Below are 23,509 nucleotides of genomic sequence, written 5' to 3'. Positions count from 1 at the left end.
AACGGGAACAGATACGTACAGTGGTCCCGCCCCCGATCATCGAGCTGGAGCACGCATGTCGGTCCAGACCAGCCGCCGCCCGCACTCACTGGAGCCCGGATCATCCGGGCGGGTCCCCCCGATCATCCCCACCCAGCCCGGCCCCGGTGGCCGTGGACCCGGTGGCGGGAAGAAGAAGCGCACCAAGCGCAAGGACCCGCTCTGGGCCAAGCTCACCCTGGTGCTCGGCGCCGTTCTGATGGTGACCAGCGGGGTCGCGATCGTCGGTAGCAAGGCCGTGATCGGCCAGGCGACCAACAACATCGCCCAGCGCAACCTGCTCGGCGAGGCGGGCAAGAGCGAGGCCGAGGGCGGCGCCAGCCTGGAGGGCCCGATCGACATGCTGCTGCTCGGCGTCGACGCCCGGGCCCGCTGGGCGGCCGACGACGTGCGGTCGGACACGATCATCATCCTGCACATCCCGGCCAGCCACGACCAGGCGTACCTGATCTCGATCCCGCGGGACACCGAGGCGCGCATCCCGGCGTTCAAGGACAGCGGCTACAAGGGCGGCACCGACAAGATCAACGCTGCCTTCTTCCACGGCGCGCAGAACGGCGGCGGCTGGGAGGGCGGCGCCCAGCTGATGGCCAAGACCATCAAGGGCATGACCGGGATCAGCTTCGACGGCGCCGCGATCATCAACTTCGGCGGGTTCAAGAACGTCATCGACGCGCTCGGCACCGTGCGGATCTGCGTCAGCCACGAGGTTCCCTCCCACCACATGTCGATGGTCGAGGGCAAGCCGATGTGGAACGCGGACGCGAAGAAGACCGGCAAGCCCTACAAGCCCGTGGTGCACAAGAAGGGCTGCCGGGAGATGGAGGGCTGGGAGGCGCTCGACTACTCCCGCCAGCGCTACGGCCTGCCGAACAGTGACTATGACCGGCAGCAGAACCAGCAGCAGCTGATCAAGGCGATGGCCAAGAAGGCCACCGAAGGCGGCATGCTGACCAACCCGATCAAGCTGAACTCGCTGATGAAGGCGGCCGGCAAGGCGTTCGTCCTGGACACCGGCGGCGTGCCGATCGCCGACTTCATTTTCACGCTCAAGAACCTGAGCGGCAACGACCTGGTCACGCTGCGCACCAACGGCGGGACGTTCGCCGGCAACGGCAACGGCCGGGAGACGTTCAACGCGACGACCATGGAGATGTTCCAGGCGGTCAAGAACGACAAACTGGCCGACTTCATCGTGGCCAACCCGACCGTTCTCTCCACCCGTAAATGACCGAAGCCGGCATCCGCCGGCCGATCCCCCCGTAGCCTGACGTGAGCGGGTCTCATGTCGCGACCACGGGGGGATCGTCACGTCCAGGCCAGCACGGAACCGACGCGGGCCGGCCCGACCGGCCCGCTGGCCCCGGTTCCTGCTCGGCGCCGGGCTCGCCCTGGTCCTGCTCGCCGCGCTCGGCGTCGCCGGGCTGAACTGGCTCACCCACCGGTACGACCGCACGGTGGCCAAGGAGCAGCTGCTCGACCCGACCGCCCGCAAGAAGCGGACGAACCTGGACGGGGCGCTCAACTACCTGCTGATCGGCTCCGACCACCGCCCCGGCGCGAACCCGGAGGACCAGCGCTCGGACAGCATCCTGATCGTGCACGTGCCGGCCGGGATGCGGCAGGCGTACCTGATCTCCGTCCCGCGCGACCTGCTCGTCGCGGTCCCGGCCGCGCCCGGCTTCCCGGGCGGCCAGGACAAGGTCAACGCCGCGTACGAGCACGGCGGCGGGGGCGAGGGCGGGGCGCGGCTGCTCAGCGCCACCCTCACCCGGCTCACCGGCATCCGCTTCGACGGCGCCGCGCTGATCGACTTCTCCGGCTTCAAGCAGGTGATCGACCAGCTCGGCGGCATCACCATGTGCGTGGACACGCCGGTCCGCTCGATCCACACGAAGACCCGGTTCGACGTCGGCTGCCAGCAGATGGACGGGGCCCGGACGCTGGACTACGTCCGGCAGCGCTACGACCTGCCCGGGGGCGACTTCGACCGGCAACGGCACCAGCAGCAGATGCTGCGGGCCGTGCTCGACCGGGCCGGCGAGACGCACCTGCGCACCGACCCGGTGAAACTGGACCGGGTGCTGCGCGCCGTCGGCGGAGCGCTGACCGTGGACACCAACGGCGTACCCCTGGACGAGCTGCTGTTCGCGCTCCGCGGCCTGCCCGCGGACGCCCTGCGCGGCGTCCGGGTCCCCTCCTACCCGCAGACCATCGACCAGGTGTCGTACGTGGTGCTGGACAACGGCGGCGACGGGCTCTTCACCGCGCTGCGCGACCGGCGGGTGCCGGAGTGGGCCGGCGCCAACTCCCGCTGGGTCACCCGGCTCTGACCGGTCCGGGCGGCTAGGCTTGGCAATCGTGTTCGGAGCCCAGCTTCCCAGCGTCCCCGCGTCGGCCGTGCCCGACGACGTCTACCTGCTCGACGTCCGTGAGGACGACGAGTGGGCCGCCGGCCACGCGCCGGCCGCCCATCACCTGCCGATGACCGAGCTGCCGGCCCGGCTCGCCGAGATCCCCGACGACCGTGAGGTGGCGGTGATCTGCCGCTCCGGCGGGCGCTCCGGCCAGGTCGTCGGCTACCTGCTCCGCAACGGCTGGGACCAGGTGCGCAACGTCGAGGGCGGGATGGGTGACTGGGCCGCCGCCGGCCGCCCGGTGGTCACCGACGACGGGCAGCCGGGCCGGGTCGCCTGAGGCACGTCCCGGCCATGACCGCCCCCCTGGTCTTCGCCCATCGCGGCTCCTCGTACGACCTGCCGGAACACACCCTCGCCGCCTACCTGCGGGCGCTCGACGAGGGTGCGGACGGGCTGGAGTGCGACGTCCGGCTGACCCGCGACGGTCACCTGGTGTGCGTGCACGACCGCCGGCTGGACCGGACCAGCAACGGCCGTGGGCTGGTCAGCGCGCGTACGCTCGCCGAGCTGGAGGCGCTGGACTTCGGCTCCTGGCACCCCGCCGCGGCGGTGGCCAAGGGCGCCGCGCCGCTCGACGAGTCGCACACCCGCCTGCTCACGCTGGAACGGCTGCTCGACGCGGTGCGGTCCGCCGGGCGACCGGTCCGGATGCTGATCGAGACCAAGCACCCGTCGCGTCACCGGGGCGACGTCGAGCGTCGCCTGGTCGCCCTGCTGCGCCGGCACGGCCTCACCGAGCCCGGCCCGGACGACCCGGTCCAGGTGACCGTGATGTCGTTCTCCCCGCTGGCCGTGCGGCGGATCCGGGAACTCGCCCCGGCGCTGCCCACGGTGCTGCTGCTGGAGGTGCTGCCGCGCTGGCTGCGGCTGGGCCGGCTGCCCTTCGGCAGCCGGATCGCCGGGCCGGGGGTGGAGCTGGTGCGGGCCCGCCCGCAGCTGGTCCCGGCGCTGCGGGCGGCCGGGAACTCGGTCTACGTCTGGACCGTGAACGAGCCGGAGGACCTGGAACTCGTGCTCGCCGCCGGGGTGGACGGGGTGATCACCGACCGGCCCGCCCGTACCCTGGCCCGGTTGGGCCGGTGAACCTCGTCGATCCGTCCGGCGGACGGTCGCCCGGGCGGGGGTGTCCACGGCGCGGACGGCGCGGCACACTCGGGACATGCCGGAGCGAACCGACTACCCCGCCCTCATCGCCGGTCACACGTCCGTGATCAAGATGATCAACTCGGGTGAGTCCGGCCTCGCCGTGCTCACCAGCCTGCTCCGTGAGGTCGAACCCGCGGTCGGCGCGGCGGGCCTGGTCTTCGTGGAGTTCACCCCGGCCGGCGGTCGGGTGATCGCCGCGACCGGCAGCGCCGAGTTCGTGATCGGCCGCCCGCTGCCGGCCACCGACCCGGCCACCGTCTGCCTCCTGGCGGGCCCACCGGTGCGGGAGGTCCGGGTGGACGCGATCCCCGGCGCGCTCGCCGACGAGGTGGCCGGCCGGGGTCTGAGCCGGATGATCGTGGCGCGCGCGGAGATCGGCGGGCTGACCGTCGGCAGCCTGCACGCCCTCTACCCGGCGGGCGAGCCGCTGGACGCCTCGCAGCGCGCCGTCGTCGGCTACGTCGCCGCCTGCATCGCGCACATGTACGGCGACCAGACCGGCCTGCCGGTGCACGGCGACGGCCCGGTCGTGGCGGCGCTCGCGGACGGCCTGGCGGTGGTCGACCGCGACCACCGCGTCCGGCTCTGGAACCCGGCCGCGGCCCAGGTGACCGGCCGGCCGGCGGACGAGGCGCTGAGCCGGCCGCTGCCGTTCCCGCTGCCCCCGCCCGGGCAGGTGCTGGACCACCGGATGGCGGACGGGCGCTGGCTGCGGATCACCTCGGGCGAGCTGCCCGGCCCGACCGCGCTGCGGGTGGTCACCTTCCGGGACATCACCGACCAGCAGCGGCGCGACCACGACCGCGACCTGTTCGTCGCGGTGACCAGCCACGAGCTGCGTACCCCGGTCACCGTGATCAAGGGGTACGCGGACACGCTCACCGACCACTGGGAGTCGCTCAGCGACGACGACCGGCGGCAGGCCGCCCGGATCATCGGGCAGCGCGCCAACGAGCTGGCCCGGCTGGTCGACCGACTGCTGACCGCCGCCACCGAGCACCGCTCCGGCGGTGAGCCGACCGCCCCGTTCGACCTGGTCGACGCGCTGCGGGCGGCGGTCGCCGACCTGCCGGCGGACATCCGGCACCGGGTCGTGCTCGACCTGCCGGCCGACCTGCCGAAGGCCCTCGGCGACCGGCACAGCCTGAGCACCGTGCTGACCGAGCTGGGCACCAACGCGGGCAAGTACTCGCTGCCGGACACCCCGATCGAGATCCGGGCCGAGGCGAACGAGCGGACCGTGTCGTTCCGGGTCGCCGACCGGGGCATCGGCATCCGGCCGGAGCACGTGGAACGCGCCTTCGACCGGTTCTGGCAGGGGGAGTCCGGCGACCGTCGGCGCTATCCGGGGGCCGGGTTGGGGCTCTATCTCGTCCGCCAGATCGTTGAACAGCAGAATGGATGGGTATCCCTCCGACCAAGGGCCGGTGGAGGTACGGTCGCGGAGGTGCGGCTGCCCCGGGGTTGACCCGGGCGCCCACGGGGGTGGAAGGAACGACGTGTCGACGGGTTCGGCCGAACGATCGTGGTGCGTGGTGGTGCCCCACCACGCGACCGGTGCGCGCCTGGCCCGGCACCGGCTCGCCGACGAGCTGACCGGCCTCGTCCCTGCGGCCCTGCTGGCCGACCTGGTGGCGGTCCTCGCCGAGCTGGTCGGCAACGCGGTCCGGCACGCCGACCCGCTGCCCGGCGGGGTGGTGCGGGTGGCCTGGCGGCTGCGGACGACCGAGCGGGGGCCGAGCGTCCAGCTCCGGGTGACCGACGGCGACTCCGGCGCCGGTCCCCGGATCCGGGTCGCGTCCCCGGACGCGGTCGACGGGCGGGGTCTGCACATCGTCTCCGGGCTCTCCAGCCGGTGGGGCGTCGACCGGGACGGCCTCGGTCAGAGCGTCTGGGCGGAGTTCGACCCGGCCGGATCGCACCGACCGGACCTGGTCGCCGCCGGCTGAGCCGGCCGGGCCCGCGGGTCCGGCCCCGGCGGGTCCGGGTCGGCATCTAGGCTGTGGGGCCGTGAGCAAGCGTCGAAAGAGCCAACGGGCCGCAGATGCCACCCCGAAGCGGGAGAAGGTGCGCGACGTCTTCGTGCCCCGACCGTTCGAGGGTCTGGCCGACGAGCCGGAGTGGATCGCCCTCCGCGAGCTGGTGCCGGCCGCGTCCGCGCCGCTGCGGCTGACCCCCGAGCTGGTCGAGGAGTACGGCGACCGCCCGGTCACCCTGGCCACCGTCCTGCCGATGGCCGCGCCGGCGATGACCAAGCCGGACGGGCGGGTCTTCATCGGCCTGCAGCGGCACCAGCAGTCCGGCGACGTCTCCCGGGACCTGGCCGACGCGCTGCTCAGCGCGCTGCGCACCGAGCCGGGCGGCCAGGTGAGCGTGCCGCCGCTGCCCGGGCCGGGCCCCCGCCTCCAGGACGTCCTGGTGGACGGCCCGCTGGAGATCGGCATGCACGACGGGTTCGAGTTCTGGCTGGACCCGGGCGCCACCGACGACCCGAACGTGCAGGCGTCCCTGGAGCGGGCCAACGCGGCGATCTACCCGACGGTCAAGCTGGCGGCGGCCCGGGCCGCGTACTGGTGCCAGGTCACCGAGAAGGCACACGTGCGCTGGGTGCTGCCGGAGGACGAGGACGCGGCGCTGGACGCGCTGTCCCGGCTGGCCGCGGCCGGTTCGCTGCCGCTGGGCGACGACACCCGGTTCGCCGGCATGTTCCGGGCGCACGGCCGCCTGGTGCCGGTCTGGGACCTGCCGGAGGACACGCCGGCCGCCGAGTGGGAGGCGCCGGTCGCCGAGTTCGCCAAGCGCTACGCCGAGGCGGTGGCGGAGCGGGAGCCGCTGGACGCGGCCGGCCGCCGCGCCCGGCAGGGCCTGCTCGGTCGCCAGCTGACGCTGCGCTGAGCGGCTCCGGCCGGGCCGGCCTCACCCGCGCAGCGGCTCGCGTACCAGCGGGCAGGACATGCAGCGGGGGCCGCCCCGGCCGGAGCCCAGCTCCGAGCCGGCGATCGCGATCACCTCGATGCCGGCCCGTTCCAGCTGCGCGTTCGTCTCCACGTTGCGTTCGTAGCCGACGCAGAGCCGCGGCGCGAGCGCGAGCGTGTTGTTGCCGTCGTCCCACTGCTCGCGCTCGGCGGTGACCGGGTCCAGGCCGGTGTCGATCACCCGGAGCTGGTCCAGGTCCATCGCGTCGGCGGCGGCCCGCAGGAACGGCGCCGGCCCGTCGACCCGCGGCTCGTCGCCGTCCGCGCCGGCGATGACCGTGTACGCGGACAGCTCGCTGGCGATGTTCGGATACATCAGCACCGCGTCGACGTCGACCATCGTGCAGACCGTGTCCAGGTGCATGGTGGCGCGTTCCTGGGCGATCGGCACCACCAGGATGGTGTGCGCCAGCCCGGCGGCGAACACCTGCCGGGCCAGCCGCTCCGCGCCGGCCGGGGTGGTGCGCTCGCCGACGCCGACGGCGAGCACGCCGGGGGCGAGCAGCAGCACGTCGCCGCCTTCCAGGTGCTCCAGGCGCGGGTGGTAGACGAACTCGGTGCCGACGAAGCGCGGGTGGTGGCGGTAGATCGCGTCGGTCAGCGTGGTCTCCCGCCGGCGCGCCGGCATGGCCAGGCTGGTGACCCCGACCCGGTCGCCGATCCACACCGACGAGTCGCGGGTGAAGAGCAGATTCGGCAGCGGGTCGATGACGAAGTCGTGCCGGTCCATCAGCGTCCAGACCAGACCGCCGGGCCGGTCGGCGCCGACGCGCAGCTCCTCGTGGGCGAGCCCGGCGACGAAGACGTCGGCCAGGGCGGCCGGATCGAGGTAGGCCAGGTGGTCGGCGACCCGGCGGCGGAGGGTGTCGCCGAGTCGGCGGGACCGCAGCACCTGCTCGGTCAGCTCGGCCCGGGCGTCCGGCACGGCGAGCGTCTCGGCGAGCAGGTCGGCCAGGTAGAGCACCTCCACCCCGCGCGAGCGCAGGGCGGCCGCGAAGGCGTCGTGCTCCTCCTGCGCCCGTCCCACCCATGGGATAGCGTCGAACAGAAGACTGTCGTTGTTGCGTGGGGTGAGGCGGGCGAGTTCCGGTCCCGGGCGGTGCAGCAGCACCGTGCCGAGTCGGGCCACTTCGCTGTCCACGTAGTGGGTCACCCTCGCAGCGTAGGGCAGGCTTCCGCACCATCCGGAAAAGAAGTGTGAATGAATATGGCATTCATCCGCACTCACTCCGGCGCTCCAACTTGCCGAGCCCCCCGGGGTGCAACGTAGGGTAGTGGAGACATAACTTCGAGAGACCTTTTGCCGGAGGTCGCGATGACTGTCTTTCCCGCTCGTCGAGCCGTACCGAGCCGGGCACTGCCGCCCCGCTCGGTGCCGCATCCCCGGGTCGAGGCCACGTCGGTGCTCGAGCCGGCCCGACCCACACCCCTGGAGTGGGCGCGCCGCCGTCGGGCCGAGCGAGGTGCCCGCCGGTTGGAAGCGGCCGGGGCCCGTGCCCTGGGGCAGCTCGACCACCTCGGCCCCGCGTGGCACGTGATCGAGTGGCCCCGGACGGATCCCGCCGACGCCCTCTTCGACCACGGCCACGACGACCGGGCCGGGTTCCTCGCGATCGGGCCGAGCGGGCTCTTCGCGGTCACCATCGCCGACCACGGCCGGGCCCGCGTCCTCGTCGCCGGCGACGTGGTGCAGATCAACGGCAAGCGTCCGCCCTATGTGGCGGAGGCGCGTCGCGACGCCAAGCGGGCCAGCAAGGCGCTCTCCGACGCGGTCGGCCTGCCGATCCCGGTCACCCCGGTGCTGACGTTCGTCGGCTCCGGGGTGATCAGCGTCTACGGCCTGCCGAAGGACTGCCTCATGGCCACCCACCGGGAGCTGGACCGGCTGCTCGTGGCCGCCGGCAACCGGATCAGCCCGGCCACCGCCGAGAAGCTGTCCCGGGTCGCCCAGGCACCGTCGACGTGGCTCAACGGCACGTACCGTCCATCAGCCGACTACCGGTGGTATGACGAGGGCCGAACGGCCGCTGACAAGCGGGCCGCCCGCCGGTAACGTCTCCGACGACGCCACGCGGTCCACGGCTCCGCCCCGACCGGTTCCGTCGGTCCGCGTCGTCGCCGGCCGCCCGGCCCCGGGGTTCCCGTCGCACCGACGCCTGTCCCCCGGTCCCCGAGCCGTCCGACCCACGGGTGGCACCGGCGACCGGAAGCGCAGCGCGGCCGGAAGGCCGCCGTGCCGACCGGCTAGCGTGGACAGACCGTCGGTGTACATAGGAGGCGCGGTGGCCCACGTCGAGCTCTCACTCTCGGAAGTGTTCGGGGAGGCACCGGCCGAGCAGGAGTCCGACAACGTCGGGCAGTGGTCCGGCACCGTCTCCCGGGCCGCCGAGCCGTGCCTGCTGATCGACGCCGACACCTGCGTGGTGGCGATCTCCTCGTCCGGCTGCGACCTGCTCTGCCTGGGCGCCCCGGAGGACGTGATCGGCCTGCCGCTGCTGGAGGGCGGCCTGCGCCTGGTCGACTTCACCGCCAGCCCGAGCGAGCTCACCGAGCAGGAGACCGACAAGATCCCGCCGCTGCTCGCGCTGCACTCCGGCCGCCTCGCCCGCGGGCTGCTCCGGGTCCGCAGGCCCGGCTCCGACGCCGGCACCACGGTCGACGCGATCTCCACACCGGTGCTGACCGGCGCCTCGGTGGCCGGCTCACTCACGTTCTTCTCGGTGGTCTGACCACCGGGCTTCACCCCGGCGGATGATCCTCCTACGATGGGCTCGGCCCTCGGGCCGCGTCGACGCCCCTCGATGCCGAGGACTGCACAGTGCCCCGCACCGCACCCCGCCGCCGGTCCGCCCCGGTGACACTGCTCGCCCTGCTCGCGCTCACCGCGTGCGGCACCCCGCCCGAGCTGCGTGAGCCCGCCGCCACCGCCGGCCCCCGCGCCTCGGCGTCCGCCACGCCCACCCCGAGCGCGCCGCCGACCCCACCGGTCACCCCGGCCGCGCCGCCGCCCACCACCCGGACCCCCGATCCGGCTGCCACACCCTGCCGGGGCAAGCCGTCCGGCGACCGGATCGTGGCGCTGCTGCGCGGTTCCGCCGGGGTGCTGCCCCGGGACGTGAAGGTCACCGTCCGCACCGGACCGCTCTGCGCCGAGGGCTGGCACTACACCGTCCTGGCGGTCACCGGGCACGAGGAACTCCAGGTGGTCACGCGCGGCCCGACCGGCGCACCCACCCTGGTCACCGCCGGGACCGACGTGTGCGGCGTCGAGGTGCGCGCCGCCGGTCCCCCCGGCATCCGCACCCTGGCCTGCGACGGTGCCCCGGGTGCGTAGGCTGGTCGCCATGCCGGGAACACCGCCGACCCGCTTCGTCTACCTGGGCCCCGAGGGCACCTTCGCCGAGCAGGCGTTGCGCACCGTGCCCGCCGCCGAGCGGGGGGACCGGACGCCGGCCCGCAGCGTCGGCGAGGCGCTGGACGCCGTACGGGCCGGGGAGGCGGACGCCGCCCTCGTGCCGCTGGAGAACTCGATCGGCGGAGCGGTCGGCGTCACGCTCGACGAGCTGGCCGAGGGGGACCCCCTGGTGATCACCCGCGAGGTGGTCCTGCCGGTGGAGTTCGTCCTCGCCGGCCGACCCGGCGTCACCCCGGCCGACGTGCGCAGCGTGGCGGCCCACCCGCAGGCGTCCACCCAGTGCCGGGGCTGGCTCCGCGACCACCTGCCCGACGCCACCGTGGTCGACGTGCTCTCCAACGGCGCCGCCGCGGCCGGCGCGGCGAGCGGCGAGTACGACGCCGCGATCTGCGCCCCCATCGGCGCCGCCCGGCACCGGCTCACCGTCCTCGCCGACAAGATCGCCGACCATCCGGACGCGGTGACCCGGTTCGCGCTGGTCTCCCGCCCCGGGCCGCCCCCACCGCCCACCGGCGACGACCTCACCTCGCTGGCGGTCTACATCGCGCACGACCGGGTGGGCGCGCTGCTCGGGGTGCTCATGGAGCTGGCCGTGCGCGGGGTCAACCTGACCCGGATCGAGTCCCGCCCGACGGGCGAGGCGCTCGGCCGCTACGTGTTCTTCCTCGACTGCGCCGGGCACGTCGCCGACGTACGCCTCGGCGAGGCGCTCCGCGGGCTCCGCCGGGTCTGCGCCGACGTGCGCTTCCTCGGGTCGTACCCCCGGCACCGCTGGGGCACGGCGGCGGCCGACCGGCCGACGCCCGCGCCGGCCGGCCTCTCCGACGCCGACTACGCCGACGCGGCGGCCTGGCTGGCCCGGCTGCGCGCCGGCGAGCTGAACTGAGACCGCGCCGGGTGCTCCCCCAGGGCGCACCCGGCGCGGCCGGTCACTGGAGCAGGCCGCCGAGCAGGCCACCCTGCTGCTGCTGGGCGCCGCTGCCGGCCACCGGCGGCTCCTCCGACGGCTGCACCACCACGAAGCCCTGCCCGGCGAAGCTCATCGTGAACGCCTCGCCGGTGCTGCGCCCGAGCAGCGTGCCGAGGCCGAGCTGCTCGGCCCGGTGGTAGCCGGTCTGGAGGTTGGCCGACCAGCAGACCGCCGCCTGCGGGTCGACGTACGTCGGCGCGTCCACGTTGAGCACCACCGGGGTGCCCTTGGTGGTGATCGCGATCCGGCCGTGCCCGGTGAAGACGCAGTTGAACAGGCCCGACGAGGACGCCATCCCGGCGCCGCCGACCATCTTGATGTCGTACTGGAGGCTGGAGTCGAAGGCGAGCACGCTGGAGCCGTTGATGGACAGCGCGTCGCCGGGCTCCAGGTCGATGATGTGCACGTCCTTGGCCAGCTCGGCCAGGAACACGTCGCCGCGTCCGGTGAGCTTCATCAGCGGGACGCCCTCACCGGTCAGCCGCTGCTTGATGAACTTGCCGATGCCGCCCGAGCCGAGCGCCTGGAACTGCACCTGGCCCTGGTACGCGACCATCGACCCGACGCGGGCCATCGCCTCGCCGTTCAGCTCGATCTTCAGCATCTTGGAGTTCTGCAGCCGCATGCCCGGCTGCTGGGACTCCTTCTCGAGGTTCTCCGCGGAGAACAGCGCGCTGCGCATGGGGTTTCCTCCTGCATCGGGATGTGCCTGATCCGGAGGTTAGGGGACCGGCGCAACCGACGGGATCAGCCGAGCGGGGACGCGCCGGGGACCGGTCAGCCCCAGCCGAGGGCGTGCAGGCGCTCGTCGTCGATGCCGAAGTGGTGGGCGATCTCGTGCACCACCGTCACCGCGACCTCGTCGACCACGTCCTCGTCGGTGTCGCAGATCGCCAGGATCGGGTTGCGGTAGATCAGGATGCGGTCGGGCAGCACGCCGGAGTAGTCCCAGCCGCGCTCGGTGAGCGCGTGCCCCTCGTAGAGACCGAGCAGGTCCTCGCCCGGGGGTGGATCGTCCTCGACCAGGATGACCACGTTGCTCATCAGCCCGAGCAGCTCCTCGGGCACCTCGTCGAGCGCCTCGCCGACCAGTTCCTCGAACCGGTCCCGGCTCATCTCCACGGCCACGCGGCCCGGTCACTCCCTCGCGGTCGGCACGCGGTGCGACGGGGGCGCCCCGGAGGACACCCCCGCCGTCCCGTACGTGGTGTCAGGCCAGACGGGCGTTCAGCGTGATCTGCGCGCCCGGGGAGAGCAGCCGGGAGATCGGGCAGTTCTCCTTGGCCGCCTCGGCCAGCTTGGTGAACTCCGCCTCGTCGAGGCCGGGGACCTGGCCGACGGTCTCCAGGTCGATGCGGGTCACGGTCATGCCCGCGTCGGTCTTGTCGAAGTGCACCTTGGCGGTCGTCTCCACCGACGTGTCGGTGGCGCCCGCGTCGGCGAGCTGCTTGGAGAGGGCCATCGAGAAGCAGCCGGCGTGCGCGGCGCCGATCAGCTCCTCGGGGTTGGTGCCCTCGCCCTCCTCGAAGCGGGACTTGAAGGAGTAGTTGCCGGACAGGCCGCCCTTGCCGGTGCGGACGGTGCCCGACCCCTCGGTCAGGTTGCCCTGCCAACGAGCGGAAGCGGTACGGATAGGCATGGCACCGACGCTAACCGAAAGCGGGCCGCCCCGCACCGGTCCGGCGGCTCGCGGTCCGGGTGCCCGGGTGTCAGCTGTGCCATGATTCGACGCAGGCCCGCGTACGGGAAGGGTGGCCGATGTCGCAGGATCTCCCCATCCCCAGGCAGGACGACCGGCACGACGGCACCACCGTCGTGGAGTGGGGTGACGCCGACGAGGCGCCGCCCGGCCGGGTCGGCCGGTCGTTGGCCGGCCTGGGCCGCGACCACCGCCTGCCGCCGGTGCTCGTCGGGCTCGGCGCGGTCGCCGCGCTCGCCTCGCTGATCGGCGAGTGGCTGGTCATCACGCTGCCGAACGACGACCAGGACGGGGACGACACCCTCCGCCTGCCCAGCGGGGTCGCCGAGATCGGCGGCTTCGGGGTGGCGTACCTGGTGGGTCTGCTCGGGCTGTCGGTCGCGGTGGCGCTGGCGCTGCGCGGCGCCCCGGCGGTGCGGCGGCACGCCCGGATCGCCGGGCTGGGTCTGGCGGCGCCCCTGCTCGGCGTGCTGGTCGCGGCCGCCGCCTCCCTCCAGCAGCTCGCCCGGCGCATCGTCTTCTTTTCGACCGAGCAGAGCCTCCAGGTGCAGCACGGGCGTGGCCTGGTCACCGCGTTCCTCGCCGTCGCACTGCTGGCGGTCGCGCTGCACCTGACCGGCCGGACCGGCGACCGGGGGACCGATCCGGTGGAGGTCGGAGCGGAGCCGTCCGACGAGCCGCCGGGAACACCGGCCCGCCGGCGGCGCCGGTCCGCCGACGACGAGGCGCCCCCGGCGCCGGCCGACCTGACCGTGGAACCGACGGTGCCGTTCGCCGGCCCCGAACGCTCCCGCTGACCGCTCGGGCTCCCGCCGGGCGGCCACCTACCGGCCGCCGGGGATTCGCGGCCGATTCGCCGGAAAGCCGTGGTTGCCGCCCCTTTCGCGAGATACGGTTGCTGCCCGCCGTTCGAGGGTCGCGGCACCGAGGACCTGGCGGCCGACGTGACGGCGGCGGGCGAAGGAGGAACCATGACCCGCCCGGGCCTGCCCAAGCTGATCGCCACCGACCTCGACGGCACGCTCGTCCGCAGCGACGACACCGTCTCCGCGTACACCCACGGGGTGCTGGACCGGGTGCGCGCCGCCGGGATCCCGGTGGTCGGCGCGACCGGACGCGGACCGCGTCTGACCGAGCTCACCCGCAACGACATCCGCGCCGCCGACTTCCTGGTGATGGCCGGCGGTGGCCGGGTGGTCGACCAGAGCGACCCGGCCGGGCCGCTGGTGCTGCGGGACGAGCGCCTGCGCGGTGAGGTGCTGGCCCAGCTCCTGACCGACCTGGAGGCCGCCGTCGGGCCGCTGACCGTGATGGTCGAGGCGTCCGACGAGCACGACGCGCCGCTCTGGGGCGACTACCACCCGAGCTGGCCCTACCCGGACCGGTTCGAGGCGCGCAGCCGCGCCGAGTGCCTCTCCTGCGACGTGATCAAGGCGTTCGCCCGGACCGCCGACCACCACGTCGACGACCTGCTGGCGGCGGCCCGCCGGATCGTCCCGCCGGAGGTGGCCACGCTCACCCAGGCCGGGCTGGGCTTCGTCGAGATCTGCCCACCGGGCGTGGACAAGGCCACCGGGCTGAGCGTGATCGCCGACCAGCTCGGGGTGGACCCCGCCGACGTGCTGGTCTTCGGCGACCAGCCCAACGACCTGCCGATGTTCGGCTGGGCTGGCTGGGCCCGGGTGGCGGTGGCGAACGCGCACCCCGACGTGCGCGCCGCGGCCGACGAGATCACCCTGCGCAACGACGACGACGGCGTCGCGGTCTACCTGGACCGACTACTCTCCCGGTGATGGGAGATCCACCCCGACTCGTCGCGACCGACATCGACGGCACGCTGCTGCGCGACGACCGGACGCTCAGCCCGCGCACGTCGGCGGTGCTGGCCCGGATCGTCGCCGCGGGCACGCCGGTCGTGCTGGTCACCGGCCGTCCGATCCGCTGGCTCCAACTCGTGTACGACCAGCTCGCCGCGCCGCTGCCGGCGATCTGCGCCAACGGCGCGGTGGTCTACGACCCGGTGGCGGACGAGGTGCTGCGTGCCGACCCGCTCGCCCCGGAGCTGCTGGCCGAGGTGGCCCGGCGGCTACGGGCCGAGGTGCCCGGGGTGAGCTTCGCGGTGGAGATCGTGGACAGCCGGCAGATGCGGCACGAGGCGCACTACCCGCTGCGCTGGGACGCCGACGCGGAGGCGATCCGGGCAATCGAGTCGCCCGAGGAACTGCTCGCCGCGCCGGCGGTGAAGCTGCTGGTCCGCGCCGGTGAGCAGGATCCGGACCTGTTCGTCCGAGTGGTGGCCGGCGCGCTGGAGGGGCTGGCCGAGGCGACCCACTCGTCCTACAGCGGGCTGATCGAGATCTCCGCCGCCGGCGTGACCAAGGCGGCCGGCCTGGCCTGGTACGCGGCCCGCCTGGGCATCGACGAGCGGGACGTGCTGGCCTTCGGCGACATGCCCAACGACGTGCCCATGCTGACCTGGGCCGGCCGGGCGGTGGCCGTGGCCAACGCCCACCCGGCCGTGCTGGAGATCGCGCACGAGGTGACCGGGGCGAACACCGACGACGGGGTCGCCGCGTACCTGGAGGAGGTCTTCGGGGTGGACTGACCGGCCGGGGCGCGTGACGCGCCCCGGCCGACGGGTCACAGGTACTGGCCGGGCGCGTGGCCCTCGTTGGTGCCGGGCATCCCCGGCATGCCGGGGATCATCCCGCCGGGGCCGCTGGGCAGCGCCTGCCGGCCGGACCGCATCTGCTCGAGCTGCACCCGGGCGGCCATCTGCTGGGCCACCAGCGCGGCCTGGATGCCGTGGAACAGCCCCTCGAGCCAGCCCACCAGCTGGGCGTGGGCGATGCGCAGCTCGCTCTCGCTGGGCGCCTGCTGCTCGGTGAACGGCAGCGAGATCCGCTCCAGCTCCTCGCGCAGCTCGGGGGCCAGGCCCTCCTTCAGCTCGACGATCGAGCGCTCGTGGATCTCCCGCATGCGGTGCCGGCTGGCGTCGTCCAGCGGGGCGGCCTTCACCTCCTCCAACAGCTGCTTGATCATGCTGCCGATCCGCATCACCTTGGCCGGCTGCTCGACCAGACGGGTCGGGTCCTCGCCCTTGCCCTCGTCGGTCTGCACCGTGCCGACCGGGCGGCCGTCCGGCCCGACCACCACCACGGTGCCGGGGATGCCATCGTTGCCCTGTTCGTCGTCGTGTCCGGCGGAGTGCGCTTCGGTCATGGCACCCATCTTTACCCACCCCGACCACGCGCACGCGCCCGGACCGGGGGCAGGCTACCGTCGCCGCATGTCCAGCGACCCGCGCGACGTGCTGACCCGGCCGGCTCCCCCGCCGGACGCGACCGTCGCCTACGGCGACCACCCGGACCAGTGCGCCGACCTGCGCCGACCGGCCGGCGACGGGCCCGCCCGTCCGCTGGTGGTCGTGGTGCACGGCGGCTTCTGGCGGGCCGGGTACGACCGTGCCCACACCGGCCCGATGGCGGCGGCGCTGGCCGCGCTCGGCCATCCGGTCGCCCAGATCGAATACCGCCGGACCGGCCAGCCGGACGGCGGATGGCCGCACACGCTCACCGACGTGCGCACCGGGGTCGCCGCCCTGCCGGCGCTGGCCGCCGCCGCGCTGCCCGGCCGGGTGGCGCCCGGCCCGCCCATCCTGGTCGGTCACTCGGCCGGTGGGCACCTGGCGCTGTACGTGGCCGGACGCGCCCCGGAGACGGTCGGCGGCGTGCTCGCGCTGGCGCCGGTCGCGGACCTCGCCGAGGCGTACCGGCTGGACCTGGACGACGGCGCGGTGGCCGCGCTGCTGGGCGGCGGCCCGGCGGACGTGCCGGATCGGTACGCCGAGGCGGATCCATCGGCGTTGGTGCCGGTCCGGACACGCACCGTAGTCATGCATGGTCTTCTCGACCGTCAGGTCCCGGTCGCGATCAGCCGCGCCTGGGTGGCCGCAGACCGGGCCGCCGGAGGCGACGCCGCGCTGGTTGAGCTGCCGGAATGCGAACATTTCGGGTTGATCGCGCCGGACTCCGCGGCGTGGCCGCAGGTGGTCGCGGCGTTGCGGTCCCTTCACAATGATCATCCGGGCATTGACGCAGCGTTGCCGACCAGGTAGAACGCCGGAGGGGTGTGCATCATGGCCACCCCGTCGGGAAGGAATTTCGGTGGCACAGATGAACCGCAGGCGGGCGCTGCAACTGCTGGCCGCACTGGGCACCACCGGGCTCGCGGCGGGCTGCGGTTCCGGTGACGACACCACGGAGCAGGCCCCGGCCGGCAGCCCGATCAAGATCGGTCTGATCGTGCCCGGCGGTGGCCCGAACAAGGTCATCGGCGAAGAGATCACCAACGGCTTCCAGCTCTTCCTCAGCCTGCACTCCCAGCAGCTCGGCGGCCACCCGGTCACGCTGGTGCCGGCCGAGGAGGGCAACAGCGCCGCGACCGGCAAGGCCGCCGTCGACCGGCTGCTCAAGGAGGGCGTGCTCGCGCTCACCGGCGTGGTCGACCCGGTCGTCATGACCGGCATCAGGGACACCGTCGAGCAGGCCCGGGTGCCGCTCATCGGCTCCAACGCCTCCCCCGCCACGTTGCAGGGCGTCGTCTACATCTGGCGCACCTCCTACGTGCTCGACGAGCCGGGCGTGGCGCTCGGGCAGTACCTGCGGCAGAACCTGGACGCGTCCAGCACGATCGCCGTCTTCGGCACCCAGGGCCCCGGCAGCCAGGACGTCGTCGCCGGCTTCCGGCGCGGCTACGAGCAGGGCCGGCGCCTCACCGAGGACCCGATCTACACGCCCGACTACGCCACCCCGAGCAAGCGGGCCTACTCCGGCCCGATCCGCAAGGCGCTGGAGCGCAATCCGGACGCGGTCTTCTGCCACTACTCCGGCCCGCAGGCGGTGCAGTTCGTCAAGCAGCTCTACGACGAGGGCTACCGGGGGCCGGTCTACGCGCCCGGGTTCCTGACCGAGGGCACCGTCCTGGACCAGCTCGACGACGGCGAGAAGGGCCGCGACCGGCAGCTGATCGAGAAGTTCGGCATCGAGACCGCGCTGAACTACTCGGCCGACCTGAACAACACCGCGAACCGGGTGTTCGCCTCCGCGTACCGCAAGACGTTCAACGCCTCCCCGACCACCTACGCGATGGCCTCGTACGACGCCGCGCTGGTCCTCGACAAGGCGATCCGGCTGGTCGGCCGGGACCCGTCCCCGCAGCAGGTCAACCTGGCGCTCGGCAAGATCGGCCAGGTCGACAGCCCGCGCGGCTCCTGGCAGTTCAACCAGCCGCGTACCCCGCAGCAGAAGTGGTACCTGCGCAAGGTCCAGCTCGACGGTCGGATGCTCTCCAACGTGGTGATCAACGAGCTGGCGACGCTCGGCTGACACGCGAGAAAGGGCGGCCTCCCGGGGGGAGGCCGCCCTTCGTGCGTGCGGCGGTCAGTGCCGCAGCTCGGCGATGCAGCACTTCACGCTGCCGCCACCCTTCTTCAGCTCGGCCAGCTCCACCGGCACCGGGTGGTAGCCGGCCGCCTTCAGCTTGCCGGCCAGCCGGGTCGCCTCGTTGTTCAGCACCACGTTGAGCCCGTCGCTGACCAGGTTCAGGCCGAAGGCCAGGGCGTCCTCGTCGTCCGCCACGACCGCGTCGGGGAACAGCTGGGTCAGCACCCGCTGGCTGGCCGCGGAGAAGGCGCCCGGGTAGTAGACGATGTTCTCGTCGTCGATCGAGGCGAGCGCCACGTCCAGGTGGTAGAAGCGCGGGTCGACCAGGCGCAGCGAGACCACCGGGCGGCCGAGCGCCTCCTGCGCCTCGGCGTGCGCGGCCGGCTCGGTCCGGAAGCCGTGGCCGGCCAGGACCAGCCCGCCGTGCGCCTCCGGCAGGTACGCGAAGTCGCCCTCGCCCTCGTTGGTCTCGCTCGGCGCGATGAACCGCCAGCCCCGCTCCTCGTAGAACGCCCGGTGCGCGGCGGCCTCGGCGGCCCGCTGCTCGTGCTTGAACTGGGCGCCGTAGACCGTGCCGTCGACCACGAACGCCCCGTTGGCCGCGAAGACCATGTCCGGCAGGCCGGCCTCCGGCGTCAGCAGGTGCACCTCGTGACCGAGCCCGACCAGCGTCTCGCGCAGCCGGTCCCACTGCTTGACCGCCAGGTCGGCGTCGACCGCCGTGGTCACGTCCATCCACGGGTTGATCGCGTACTCGACCGCGAAGTGCTCGGGCGAGCACATGAGATATGTCCGCTTTCGCGAGACTCGCTGCTGGTTCACGGTCACCAAGAGTAGGTACGGTAGAACTTTGGTAACAGCCACAACCATTGCTTCCCAGAGGCGGAACGTTGCAGATAGACGCGGTCGACCAGCGAATCATTGCGTTGCTCGTGGCGGACGCCCGCGCCTCGTACGCGGACATCGGCACCCGGGTGTCACTCTCCGCCCCCGCCGTCAAGCGACGCGTCGACCGGCTCCGCGCGACCGGGGTCATCCGCGGATTCACCGCCGTCGTCGACCCGGCCGCCGTCGGGTGGACCACCGAGGCGTTCGTCGAGCTGTTCTGCGCCGGCCGGACCACCCCGGCGCAGATCGGCGCCGCCGCCCGCCGGCACCCCGAGGTGGTCGGCGCCTACACCGTCTCCGGCGAGGCGGACGCGCTGGTGCACCTGCGCGCCGCCGACATCTCCCACCTGGAGGAGGCCCTGGAACGACTCCGGGCCGAGTCGTTCGTCACCTCGTCCCGCAGCACCATCGTGCTGTCCCGGCTGGTCGAGTCCCCCGGCGTCGGACCCTCCACGCCTTGACCTCAACCTCGCTTCATGTCGTGCACTGGTGACCGGCTCGAAGCGAGGGGGCGGTATGCGTGCGGTGTGGCTGCGGGAGTTCGGCGGACCCGAGGTGCTCGTGCCCGGGACGGCACCCGACCCGGCACCCGGACCGGGGCAGGTGCTCGTCGACGTGGCACACGCCAACATCACGTTCGTCGAGACGATGTTCCGGGCCAGCGGCTTCGGGCCGTTCGGCGCCGAACTGCCGGTGATCCCCGGCAACGGGGTCGGCGGCACGATCACCGCGCTGGGAGCGGGCGTCGACCCGGCGCTCGCCGGCCGCGTCGTGGTCACCGCCACCGGCGGCACCGGCGGGTACGCCGAACGCGTCGTGGTCGACCGGAGCGCGCCGGTCCCCGTACCCCCGGGGTTGGCGCTCGACGCGGCGGTGGCGCTGATGGCCGACGGCCGGACCGCCCTGATGCTGGCCGGGGCGGCCGGGCTGCGGCGGGGCGACCGGGTCCTGGTCGAGGCGGCGGCCGGGGGCGTCGGATCGCTGCTCACTCAACTGGCGGCGACCGCCGGCGCCACGGTGGTGGCCGCCGCCGGCGGCGCCCGCAAGGTGGACGTGCTCCGCGCCGCCGGCCTCGACGTGGTCGTCGACTACCGGCAGGCCGGCTGGACCGACCGGGTCCGGGACGCCGTGGGCGCCGTCGACGTGGTGTTCGACGGCGTGGGCGGGCCGCTCGCCCGGCAGGCGTTCGACCTGCTGGACCGCGGCGGGCGGATGCTCAGCTTCGGACTGGCCGGCGGCGCCTGGGCGGACATCCCGGCCGAGTCCGCCGCCGCACGCGGGGTGACGCTGCTGAGCCCCCGGCCCGGCCCGGACGAGCTGCGCGCCCTCACCGAGGCGGCGCTCGCCGAGGGCGCGGCCGGGCGGCTGCGGCCGCTGATCGGGCAGCGCTTCCCGTTGGCCCGGGCCGCCGCCGCGCACGCCGCGATCGAGGCCCGGGAAACAGTGGGCAAGACGCTGCTCGACGTGCGCTGACCGCGCTCAGAGGTACATGCCGGTGCGGTGCTCCTCCGCCCGCGCCGGCTTGTCGCCCTCGCCGAAGAAACGCTTGCCGCCGAACTCGCCGTGCAGCCGGTCGTCCAACTCGTCGGCCAGACCGGTCATCACCTGCACCGCCAGCATCAGGTGGGTGGCCTGGAAGTTGCGGCCGAAGACCGGGATCGACGCCCAGACCGTGTCGTCGGCGCAGTAGAGCCGGCCGATCGGCATCCGGTTGGTCAGCTCGGAGAGCTTCACGTAGAGCCGCTCGGTCGGCTCCACCTCGGTCAGCACCGGGGAGAAGACGTCGACCAGCGGCGGGTTGTCGCGTACCCGCACGAAGACCATCGCCGAGCCGGCCCGGATGTTGATGTCCCCGTCGGAGTCGACCTGGACCTGGTCGGAGTTCGACTTCAGCATCGTCGACACGACGGTCCGGACCCGCTCCTCCAGCGCCAGCACGTCGTTCTCGCCGGCCTGGGCCGCCGCCGCGGCCGCCAGCGCCTCGTCCAGGTCCGCCTCGACGTCCCGGTCCGGGCCGAACTCGCTGCGGGCCGTGCCCAGCGGCTCCACCGGCAGCGGCTCGCCCTCGGCGTCGTGCACCAGGTAGACCAGGAAGGCGGGGTGCGGGGCGCCGTAGACGTCGCGCAGCGTGCGGGAGAGCACGGCGGACAGCCGGGTCGCCTCGTCGACGCCGCAGTCCAGGCCGAACTGCTCGCCGGAACCGGGCACCACCCCGGGCGGCGACCAACCCAGCGCGACCATGTCGGCCACCGCGGCCCGGTCCAGCCGGTAGCCCTGCGGCAGGGTGGCGTTGCCGACCGCCCGGGCGGACAGGCGACCCTCCTCGCCGACGTCCGCGCTGACCGAGTAGACGGCGTCGCCGGTGCCGGAGGCGGTCGGGTCGAGCGTGACCTCCAGGTGCCCGCCGGCGGGCAGCCCGCGCAGCCGGTCGGCCAGCGCCCGGGCGAACTCCCGCCAGGCCTCGGTCACCTTGGCCCGCAGATCGGCCGTGGTCGGCTCGTCGAGCAGGATCGACTCGTGCTGCTCCGGCGTACCGCCGGAAGGCTGGTCGACCGGCGCCGAGGGGTGGTCTGCCGTCATGATCGCCTCCGTCCGTTCCCGCCACCCTACCCATGGGCGGTGGGCGTCGAACCGCGCCCGAGCACGGCTACTCCGCCGGTACGGTCCCGTCCAGTTCCACCGGCCAGGAACCGGCCAGCGCGCTGAGCCGCGCGGCCGCCGCGGCCGGGTCCGCGCCGCGTCCCACGGCCACCCCCAGCAGGTACGCGGTGACCGGCGCCCCCGGCCGGAGCACCTGGTGCGCCACGTCCCGGGCGACGTCGAGCACGCTCGACACCGGCACCTCGGCCGGATCCAGGTCCAGCTCGGCGCAGGCCGCGGTGACCCAGTCGTCCAACACCGTCATCTCGTCCACTCCTCGGCCCGGCGTACGTCCTCGTCAGTGTCGCAGTCGAACCAGGGCGGCGGTCCCGAGCCGGTCCACGCCACCTCACGGACCGCGACACCGGCCAGCAACCCGCGTACCGGCGCGCCGTCGACAGTGCCGCCCCGCTCCGCCGCCAGGCGGTCGAGGGCCGCCCGCAACGCCGTGGCCCGCCACGCGCCGCAGAGCTGCTGCCGACGCCCGTCACCGTCGACGTAACAGGCCAGACCGGCCCGCGACCCGTCGAGCGCGCGCCGCAGCCCGTCCACCGCCGCGGCGGTGAGCAACGGCAGGTCCGCGGCGAGCAGGGCGACGGTGGTCGTACCGGGCCCCAGCAGGGCCAGCCCGGCCGCGGTGGCGGCCACGGGTCCACCGCCGGGGGGCTCCTCACGGGTCACCCGCACCCCTTCGGGCACCGGACCGGCCGGGCCGACCACGATCCGCTCGTCCGCGCCGGCCACCGCCTCCAGCACCCGGTGCAGCATCGGTCGCCCACCGACGGGGCGGGCGGGCTTGTCCACGCCGCGCATCCGTCGGGCCGCGCCGCCGGCGAGCAGCACCGCCGCGTACCCCGTCACCGCCTCACCCTACCCACGGGCGCCGCCCCGACCCGGTCCCGCGCCGGCGGGACGGGTGCGGGGGCGGGCCGGCGGGAGCGGGACCGGACCAGAGCCGTCGGGGGTGCGGACGCCGCGAAGGTGCGGGCCGGTCGGCGCGCGAGGGAGGATGGCGGCATGGGACGGGCGACGGACCGGCGGAGCGTGCTGCGGATCGACCTCGGGGCGGTGACCGACGGCCGGGCCCGGATCCGCCGGCAGGACACCCTGTCCGTGGAGGAGCCGCTGGAGATCCGGGTCGGGCCGGGCGGCCCGGGGCGACGCCGGCCGCTCGCGGTCACCATGCGTACGCCCGGCGACGACCTCGACCTGGCGATCGGCTTCCTGCTCACCGAGGGGCTGATCCGGTCGGCGGAGGACGTGCACACGGCGCAGCTCTGCGCCGGGGCGGAGACCCCGAACACCTACAACGTGGTCGACGTGGTGCTGTCTCCGGGCGTGCCGGAGCCGACCACCGACCCGGCGCGCAACTTCTACACGACCAGCTCCTGCGGCGTGTGCGGCAAGGCGAGCATCGAGTCGGTCCGTACCCGGTCCCGGTTCGCGGTGCGGGAGGACCCGCTCGCGGTCGGCGCCGAGCTGCTGGCCGCGCTGCCGGACCGGCTACGCGCCGCCCAGCGCGCGTTCGACCGCACCGGCGGCCTGCACGCGGCCGGTCTCTTCACCGCCGACGGCGAGCTGGTGGTGCTGCGGGAGGACGTGGGCCGGCACAACGCCGTGGACAAGGTGATCGGCTGGGCCGTGCGGGAGGACCTGTTGCCGCTGGCCGGGCACGTGCTGCTGGTCTCCGGCCGGGCCAGCTTCGAGCTGACCCAGAAGGCGTGGATGGCCGGGGTGCCGCTGCTCGCGGCGGTCTCCGCGCCCAGCACGCTCGCCGTCGAACTGGCCGAGGAGGCCGGGATGACGCTCGTCGGTTTCCTGCGCGGGCCGACCATGAACGTCTACGCCGGGGCGCAGCGCGTAACCGGGTGAA

28 protein-coding genes are annotated in these 23,509 nt (G+C 73.9%); 19 read left to right on the top strand and 9 right to left on the bottom strand.

What is annotated here, in order from left to right; translation table 11 throughout:
* The first annotated feature begins 55 nt into the window (after positions 1 to 55).
* The 7 genes from GA0070622_RS02765 (at position 56) to GA0070622_RS02735 (ending at position 6,500) form a co-directional block, all read left to right on the top strand.
* Complete coding sequence (locus tag GA0070622_RS02765) at positions 56 to 1,270, top strand: LCP family protein (RefSeq protein WP_091567974.1); 1,215 nt, start codon at positions 56 to 58, stop codon at positions 1,268 to 1,270.
* A gap of 226 nt (positions 1,271 to 1,496) precedes the next feature.
* Positions 1,497 to 2,372 carry an LCP family protein gene (locus tag GA0070622_RS02760; protein ID WP_091567969.1) on the top strand — a complete coding sequence of 292 codons (876 nt, stop codon included), beginning with the start codon at positions 1,497 to 1,499 and terminating at the stop codon, positions 2,370 to 2,372.
* Between the two features lie 28 nt (positions 2,373 to 2,400).
* Positions 2,401 to 2,736 carry a rhodanese-like domain-containing protein gene (locus tag GA0070622_RS02755; protein ID WP_091567965.1) on the top strand — a complete coding sequence of 112 codons (336 nt, stop codon included), beginning with the start codon at positions 2,401 to 2,403 and terminating at the stop codon, positions 2,734 to 2,736.
* A gap of 14 nt (positions 2,737 to 2,750) precedes the next feature.
* The gene (locus GA0070622_RS02750; RefSeq protein WP_091567959.1) at positions 2,751 to 3,542 is read left to right on the top strand and encodes a glycerophosphodiester phosphodiesterase; all 792 of its coding nucleotides are present in this window, start codon (positions 2,751 to 2,753) and stop codon (positions 3,540 to 3,542) included.
* 76 nt (positions 3,543 to 3,618) lie between these two features.
* Positions 3,619 to 5,073 carry a sensor histidine kinase gene (locus GA0070622_RS02745; protein WP_091567954.1) on the top strand — a complete coding sequence of 485 codons (1,455 nt, stop codon included), beginning with the start codon at positions 3,619 to 3,621 and terminating at the stop codon, positions 5,071 to 5,073.
* A gap of 64 nt (positions 5,074 to 5,137) precedes the next feature.
* A complete protein-coding gene (locus GA0070622_RS02740; RefSeq protein WP_245666105.1) occupies positions 5,138 to 5,554 on the top strand; it encodes an ATP-binding protein in 417 nt (138 codons plus the stop codon).
* 61 nt (positions 5,555 to 5,615) lie between these two features.
* A complete protein-coding gene (locus GA0070622_RS02735) occupies positions 5,616 to 6,500 on the top strand; it encodes a DUF5926 family protein (RefSeq protein ID WP_091567948.1) in 885 nt (294 codons plus the stop codon).
* 21 nt (positions 6,501 to 6,521) lie between these two features.
* Here GA0070622_RS02735 and GA0070622_RS02730 read toward each other — a convergent pair whose 3' ends face one another.
* A complete protein-coding gene (locus GA0070622_RS02730) occupies positions 6,522 to 7,733 on the bottom strand; it encodes an arginine deiminase (RefSeq protein ID WP_091567945.1) in 1,212 nt (403 codons plus the stop codon).
* Positions 7,734 to 7,895: 162 nt separating this feature from the next.
* Here GA0070622_RS02730 and GA0070622_RS02725 point away from each other — a divergent pair, with 162 nt between their 5' ends.
* From GA0070622_RS02725 to pheA, 4 genes are all read left to right on the top strand, one after another.
* Positions 7,896 to 8,633 (top strand): hypothetical protein, encoded by a 738-nt coding sequence (locus tag GA0070622_RS02725; protein ID WP_091567941.1) that lies wholly within the window; start codon positions 7,896 to 7,898, stop codon positions 8,631 to 8,633.
* A 229-nt stretch (positions 8,634 to 8,862) separates the two neighbouring features.
* Complete coding sequence (locus tag GA0070622_RS02720; protein ID WP_091567937.1) at positions 8,863 to 9,309, top strand: hypothetical protein; 447 nt, start codon at positions 8,863 to 8,865, stop codon at positions 9,307 to 9,309.
* 89 nt (positions 9,310 to 9,398) lie between these two features.
* Positions 9,399 to 9,914 carry a hypothetical protein gene (locus tag GA0070622_RS02715; RefSeq protein ID WP_091567927.1) on the top strand — a complete coding sequence of 172 codons (516 nt, stop codon included), beginning with the start codon at positions 9,399 to 9,401 and terminating at the stop codon, positions 9,912 to 9,914.
* Positions 9,915 to 9,924: 10 nt separating this feature from the next.
* Positions 9,925 to 10,881: a prephenate dehydratase gene (pheA, locus tag GA0070622_RS02710; RefSeq protein WP_091576790.1), complete on the top strand. Its 957-nt coding sequence runs from the start codon at positions 9,925 to 9,927 to the stop codon at positions 10,879 to 10,881.
* A gap of 43 nt (positions 10,882 to 10,924) precedes the next feature.
* Here the strand turns inward: pheA and GA0070622_RS02705 are convergent, their stop codons facing one another.
* From GA0070622_RS02705 to GA0070622_RS02695, 3 genes are all read right to left on the bottom strand, one after another.
* Entirely contained in the window at positions 10,925 to 11,647 is a 723-nt protein-coding gene (locus GA0070622_RS02705; RefSeq protein ID WP_091567924.1) for an AIM24 family protein, read from the bottom strand.
* 95 nt (positions 11,648 to 11,742) lie between these two features.
* Complete coding sequence (locus GA0070622_RS02700) at positions 11,743 to 12,087, bottom strand: metallopeptidase family protein (protein ID WP_172968049.1); 345 nt, start codon at positions 12,085 to 12,087, stop codon at positions 11,743 to 11,745.
* Between the two features lie 88 nt (positions 12,088 to 12,175).
* Complete coding sequence (locus GA0070622_RS02695; protein ID WP_091567918.1) at positions 12,176 to 12,604, bottom strand: OsmC family protein; 429 nt, start codon at positions 12,602 to 12,604, stop codon at positions 12,176 to 12,178.
* A gap of 119 nt (positions 12,605 to 12,723) precedes the next feature.
* On the opposite strand from GA0070622_RS02695, the gene GA0070622_RS02690 reads away from it, so the two are divergent.
* From GA0070622_RS02690 to GA0070622_RS02680, 3 genes are all read left to right on the top strand, one after another.
* Positions 12,724 to 13,461: a hypothetical protein gene (locus GA0070622_RS02690; RefSeq protein ID WP_091567914.1), complete on the top strand. Its 738-nt coding sequence runs from the start codon at positions 12,724 to 12,726 to the stop codon at positions 13,459 to 13,461.
* 174 nt (positions 13,462 to 13,635) lie between these two features.
* The gene (locus GA0070622_RS02685; RefSeq protein WP_091567909.1) at positions 13,636 to 14,457 is read left to right on the top strand and encodes an HAD family hydrolase; all 822 of its coding nucleotides are present in this window, start codon (positions 13,636 to 13,638) and stop codon (positions 14,455 to 14,457) included.
* Complete coding sequence (locus GA0070622_RS02680) at positions 14,457 to 15,269, top strand: HAD family hydrolase (protein ID WP_091567905.1); 813 nt, start codon at positions 14,457 to 14,459, stop codon at positions 15,267 to 15,269. The genes GA0070622_RS02685 and GA0070622_RS02680 overlap by 1 nt, the downstream gene beginning before the upstream one ends.
* Positions 15,270 to 15,304: 35 nt before the next feature.
* Here GA0070622_RS02680 and GA0070622_RS02675 read toward each other — a convergent pair whose 3' ends face one another.
* Entirely contained in the window at positions 15,305 to 15,895 is a 591-nt protein-coding gene (locus GA0070622_RS02675; RefSeq protein WP_091567901.1) for a bacterial proteasome activator family protein, read from the bottom strand.
* A gap of 58 nt (positions 15,896 to 15,953) precedes the next feature.
* Between GA0070622_RS02675 and GA0070622_RS02670 the strand changes: the two genes are divergently transcribed.
* Entirely contained in the window at positions 15,954 to 16,781 is an 828-nt protein-coding gene (locus tag GA0070622_RS02670; RefSeq protein WP_091567896.1) for an alpha/beta hydrolase family protein, read from the top strand.
* Between the two features lie 49 nt (positions 16,782 to 16,830).
* Positions 16,831 to 18,051, top strand: a complete 1,221-nt coding sequence (locus GA0070622_RS02665) for an ABC transporter substrate-binding protein (protein ID WP_091567892.1) — start codon at positions 16,831 to 16,833, stop codon at positions 18,049 to 18,051.
* 54 nt (positions 18,052 to 18,105) lie between these two features.
* Here the strand turns inward: GA0070622_RS02665 and ddaH are convergent, their stop codons facing one another.
* Positions 18,106 to 18,939 carry a dimethylargininase gene (gene ddaH, locus GA0070622_RS02660; RefSeq protein WP_172967886.1) on the bottom strand — a complete coding sequence of 278 codons (834 nt, stop codon included), beginning with the start codon at positions 18,937 to 18,939 and terminating at the stop codon, positions 18,106 to 18,108.
* Between the two features lie 59 nt (positions 18,940 to 18,998).
* Here ddaH and GA0070622_RS02655 point away from each other — a divergent pair, with 59 nt between their 5' ends.
* Both GA0070622_RS02655 and GA0070622_RS02650 read left to right on the top strand, forming a co-directional pair.
* Positions 18,999 to 19,457 carry an Lrp/AsnC family transcriptional regulator gene (locus tag GA0070622_RS02655; RefSeq protein WP_091567885.1) on the top strand — a complete coding sequence of 153 codons (459 nt, stop codon included), beginning with the start codon at positions 18,999 to 19,001 and terminating at the stop codon, positions 19,455 to 19,457.
* Positions 19,458 to 19,512: 55 nt separating this feature from the next.
* On the top strand, positions 19,513 to 20,469 hold the full coding sequence (locus GA0070622_RS02650) for a zinc-binding dehydrogenase (RefSeq protein WP_091567880.1): 957 nt from the start codon (positions 19,513 to 19,515) through the stop codon (positions 20,467 to 20,469).
* 6 nt (positions 20,470 to 20,475) lie between these two features.
* Here GA0070622_RS02650 and GA0070622_RS02645 read toward each other — a convergent pair whose 3' ends face one another.
* The 3 genes from GA0070622_RS02645 to mobA form a co-directional block, all read right to left on the bottom strand.
* The gene (locus tag GA0070622_RS02645; protein WP_091567876.1) at positions 20,476 to 21,576 is read right to left on the bottom strand and encodes a T3SS (YopN, CesT) and YbjN peptide-binding chaperone 1; all 1,101 of its coding nucleotides are present in this window, start codon (positions 21,574 to 21,576) and stop codon (positions 20,476 to 20,478) included.
* Between the two features lie 67 nt (positions 21,577 to 21,643).
* Positions 21,644 to 21,901, bottom strand: a complete 258-nt coding sequence (locus tag GA0070622_RS02640) for a DUF6457 domain-containing protein (protein ID WP_091576787.1) — start codon at positions 21,899 to 21,901, stop codon at positions 21,644 to 21,646.
* On the bottom strand, positions 21,898 to 22,497 hold the full coding sequence (gene mobA, locus GA0070622_RS02635) for a molybdenum cofactor guanylyltransferase (protein ID WP_091567873.1): 600 nt from the start codon (positions 22,495 to 22,497) through the stop codon (positions 21,898 to 21,900). The genes GA0070622_RS02640 and mobA overlap by 4 nt, the downstream gene beginning before the upstream one ends.
* Positions 22,498 to 22,653: 156 nt before the next feature.
* Here mobA and fdhD point away from each other — a divergent pair, with 156 nt between their 5' ends.
* Positions 22,654 to 23,508, top strand: coding sequence for a formate dehydrogenase accessory sulfurtransferase FdhD (gene fdhD, locus GA0070622_RS02630; protein ID WP_091567869.1), 855 nt, complete (start codon positions 22,654 to 22,656; stop codon positions 23,506 to 23,508).
* Position 23,509: the final 1 nt, after the last annotated feature.

The organism is Micromonospora sediminicola, assembly GCF_900089585.1.
GTDB lineage: Bacteria > Actinomycetota > Actinomycetes > Mycobacteriales > Micromonosporaceae > Micromonospora > Micromonospora sediminicola.
The sequence above is the reverse complement of the archived record's forward strand: the minus strand, read 5'-3'. Positions and strand labels throughout refer to the sequence as shown.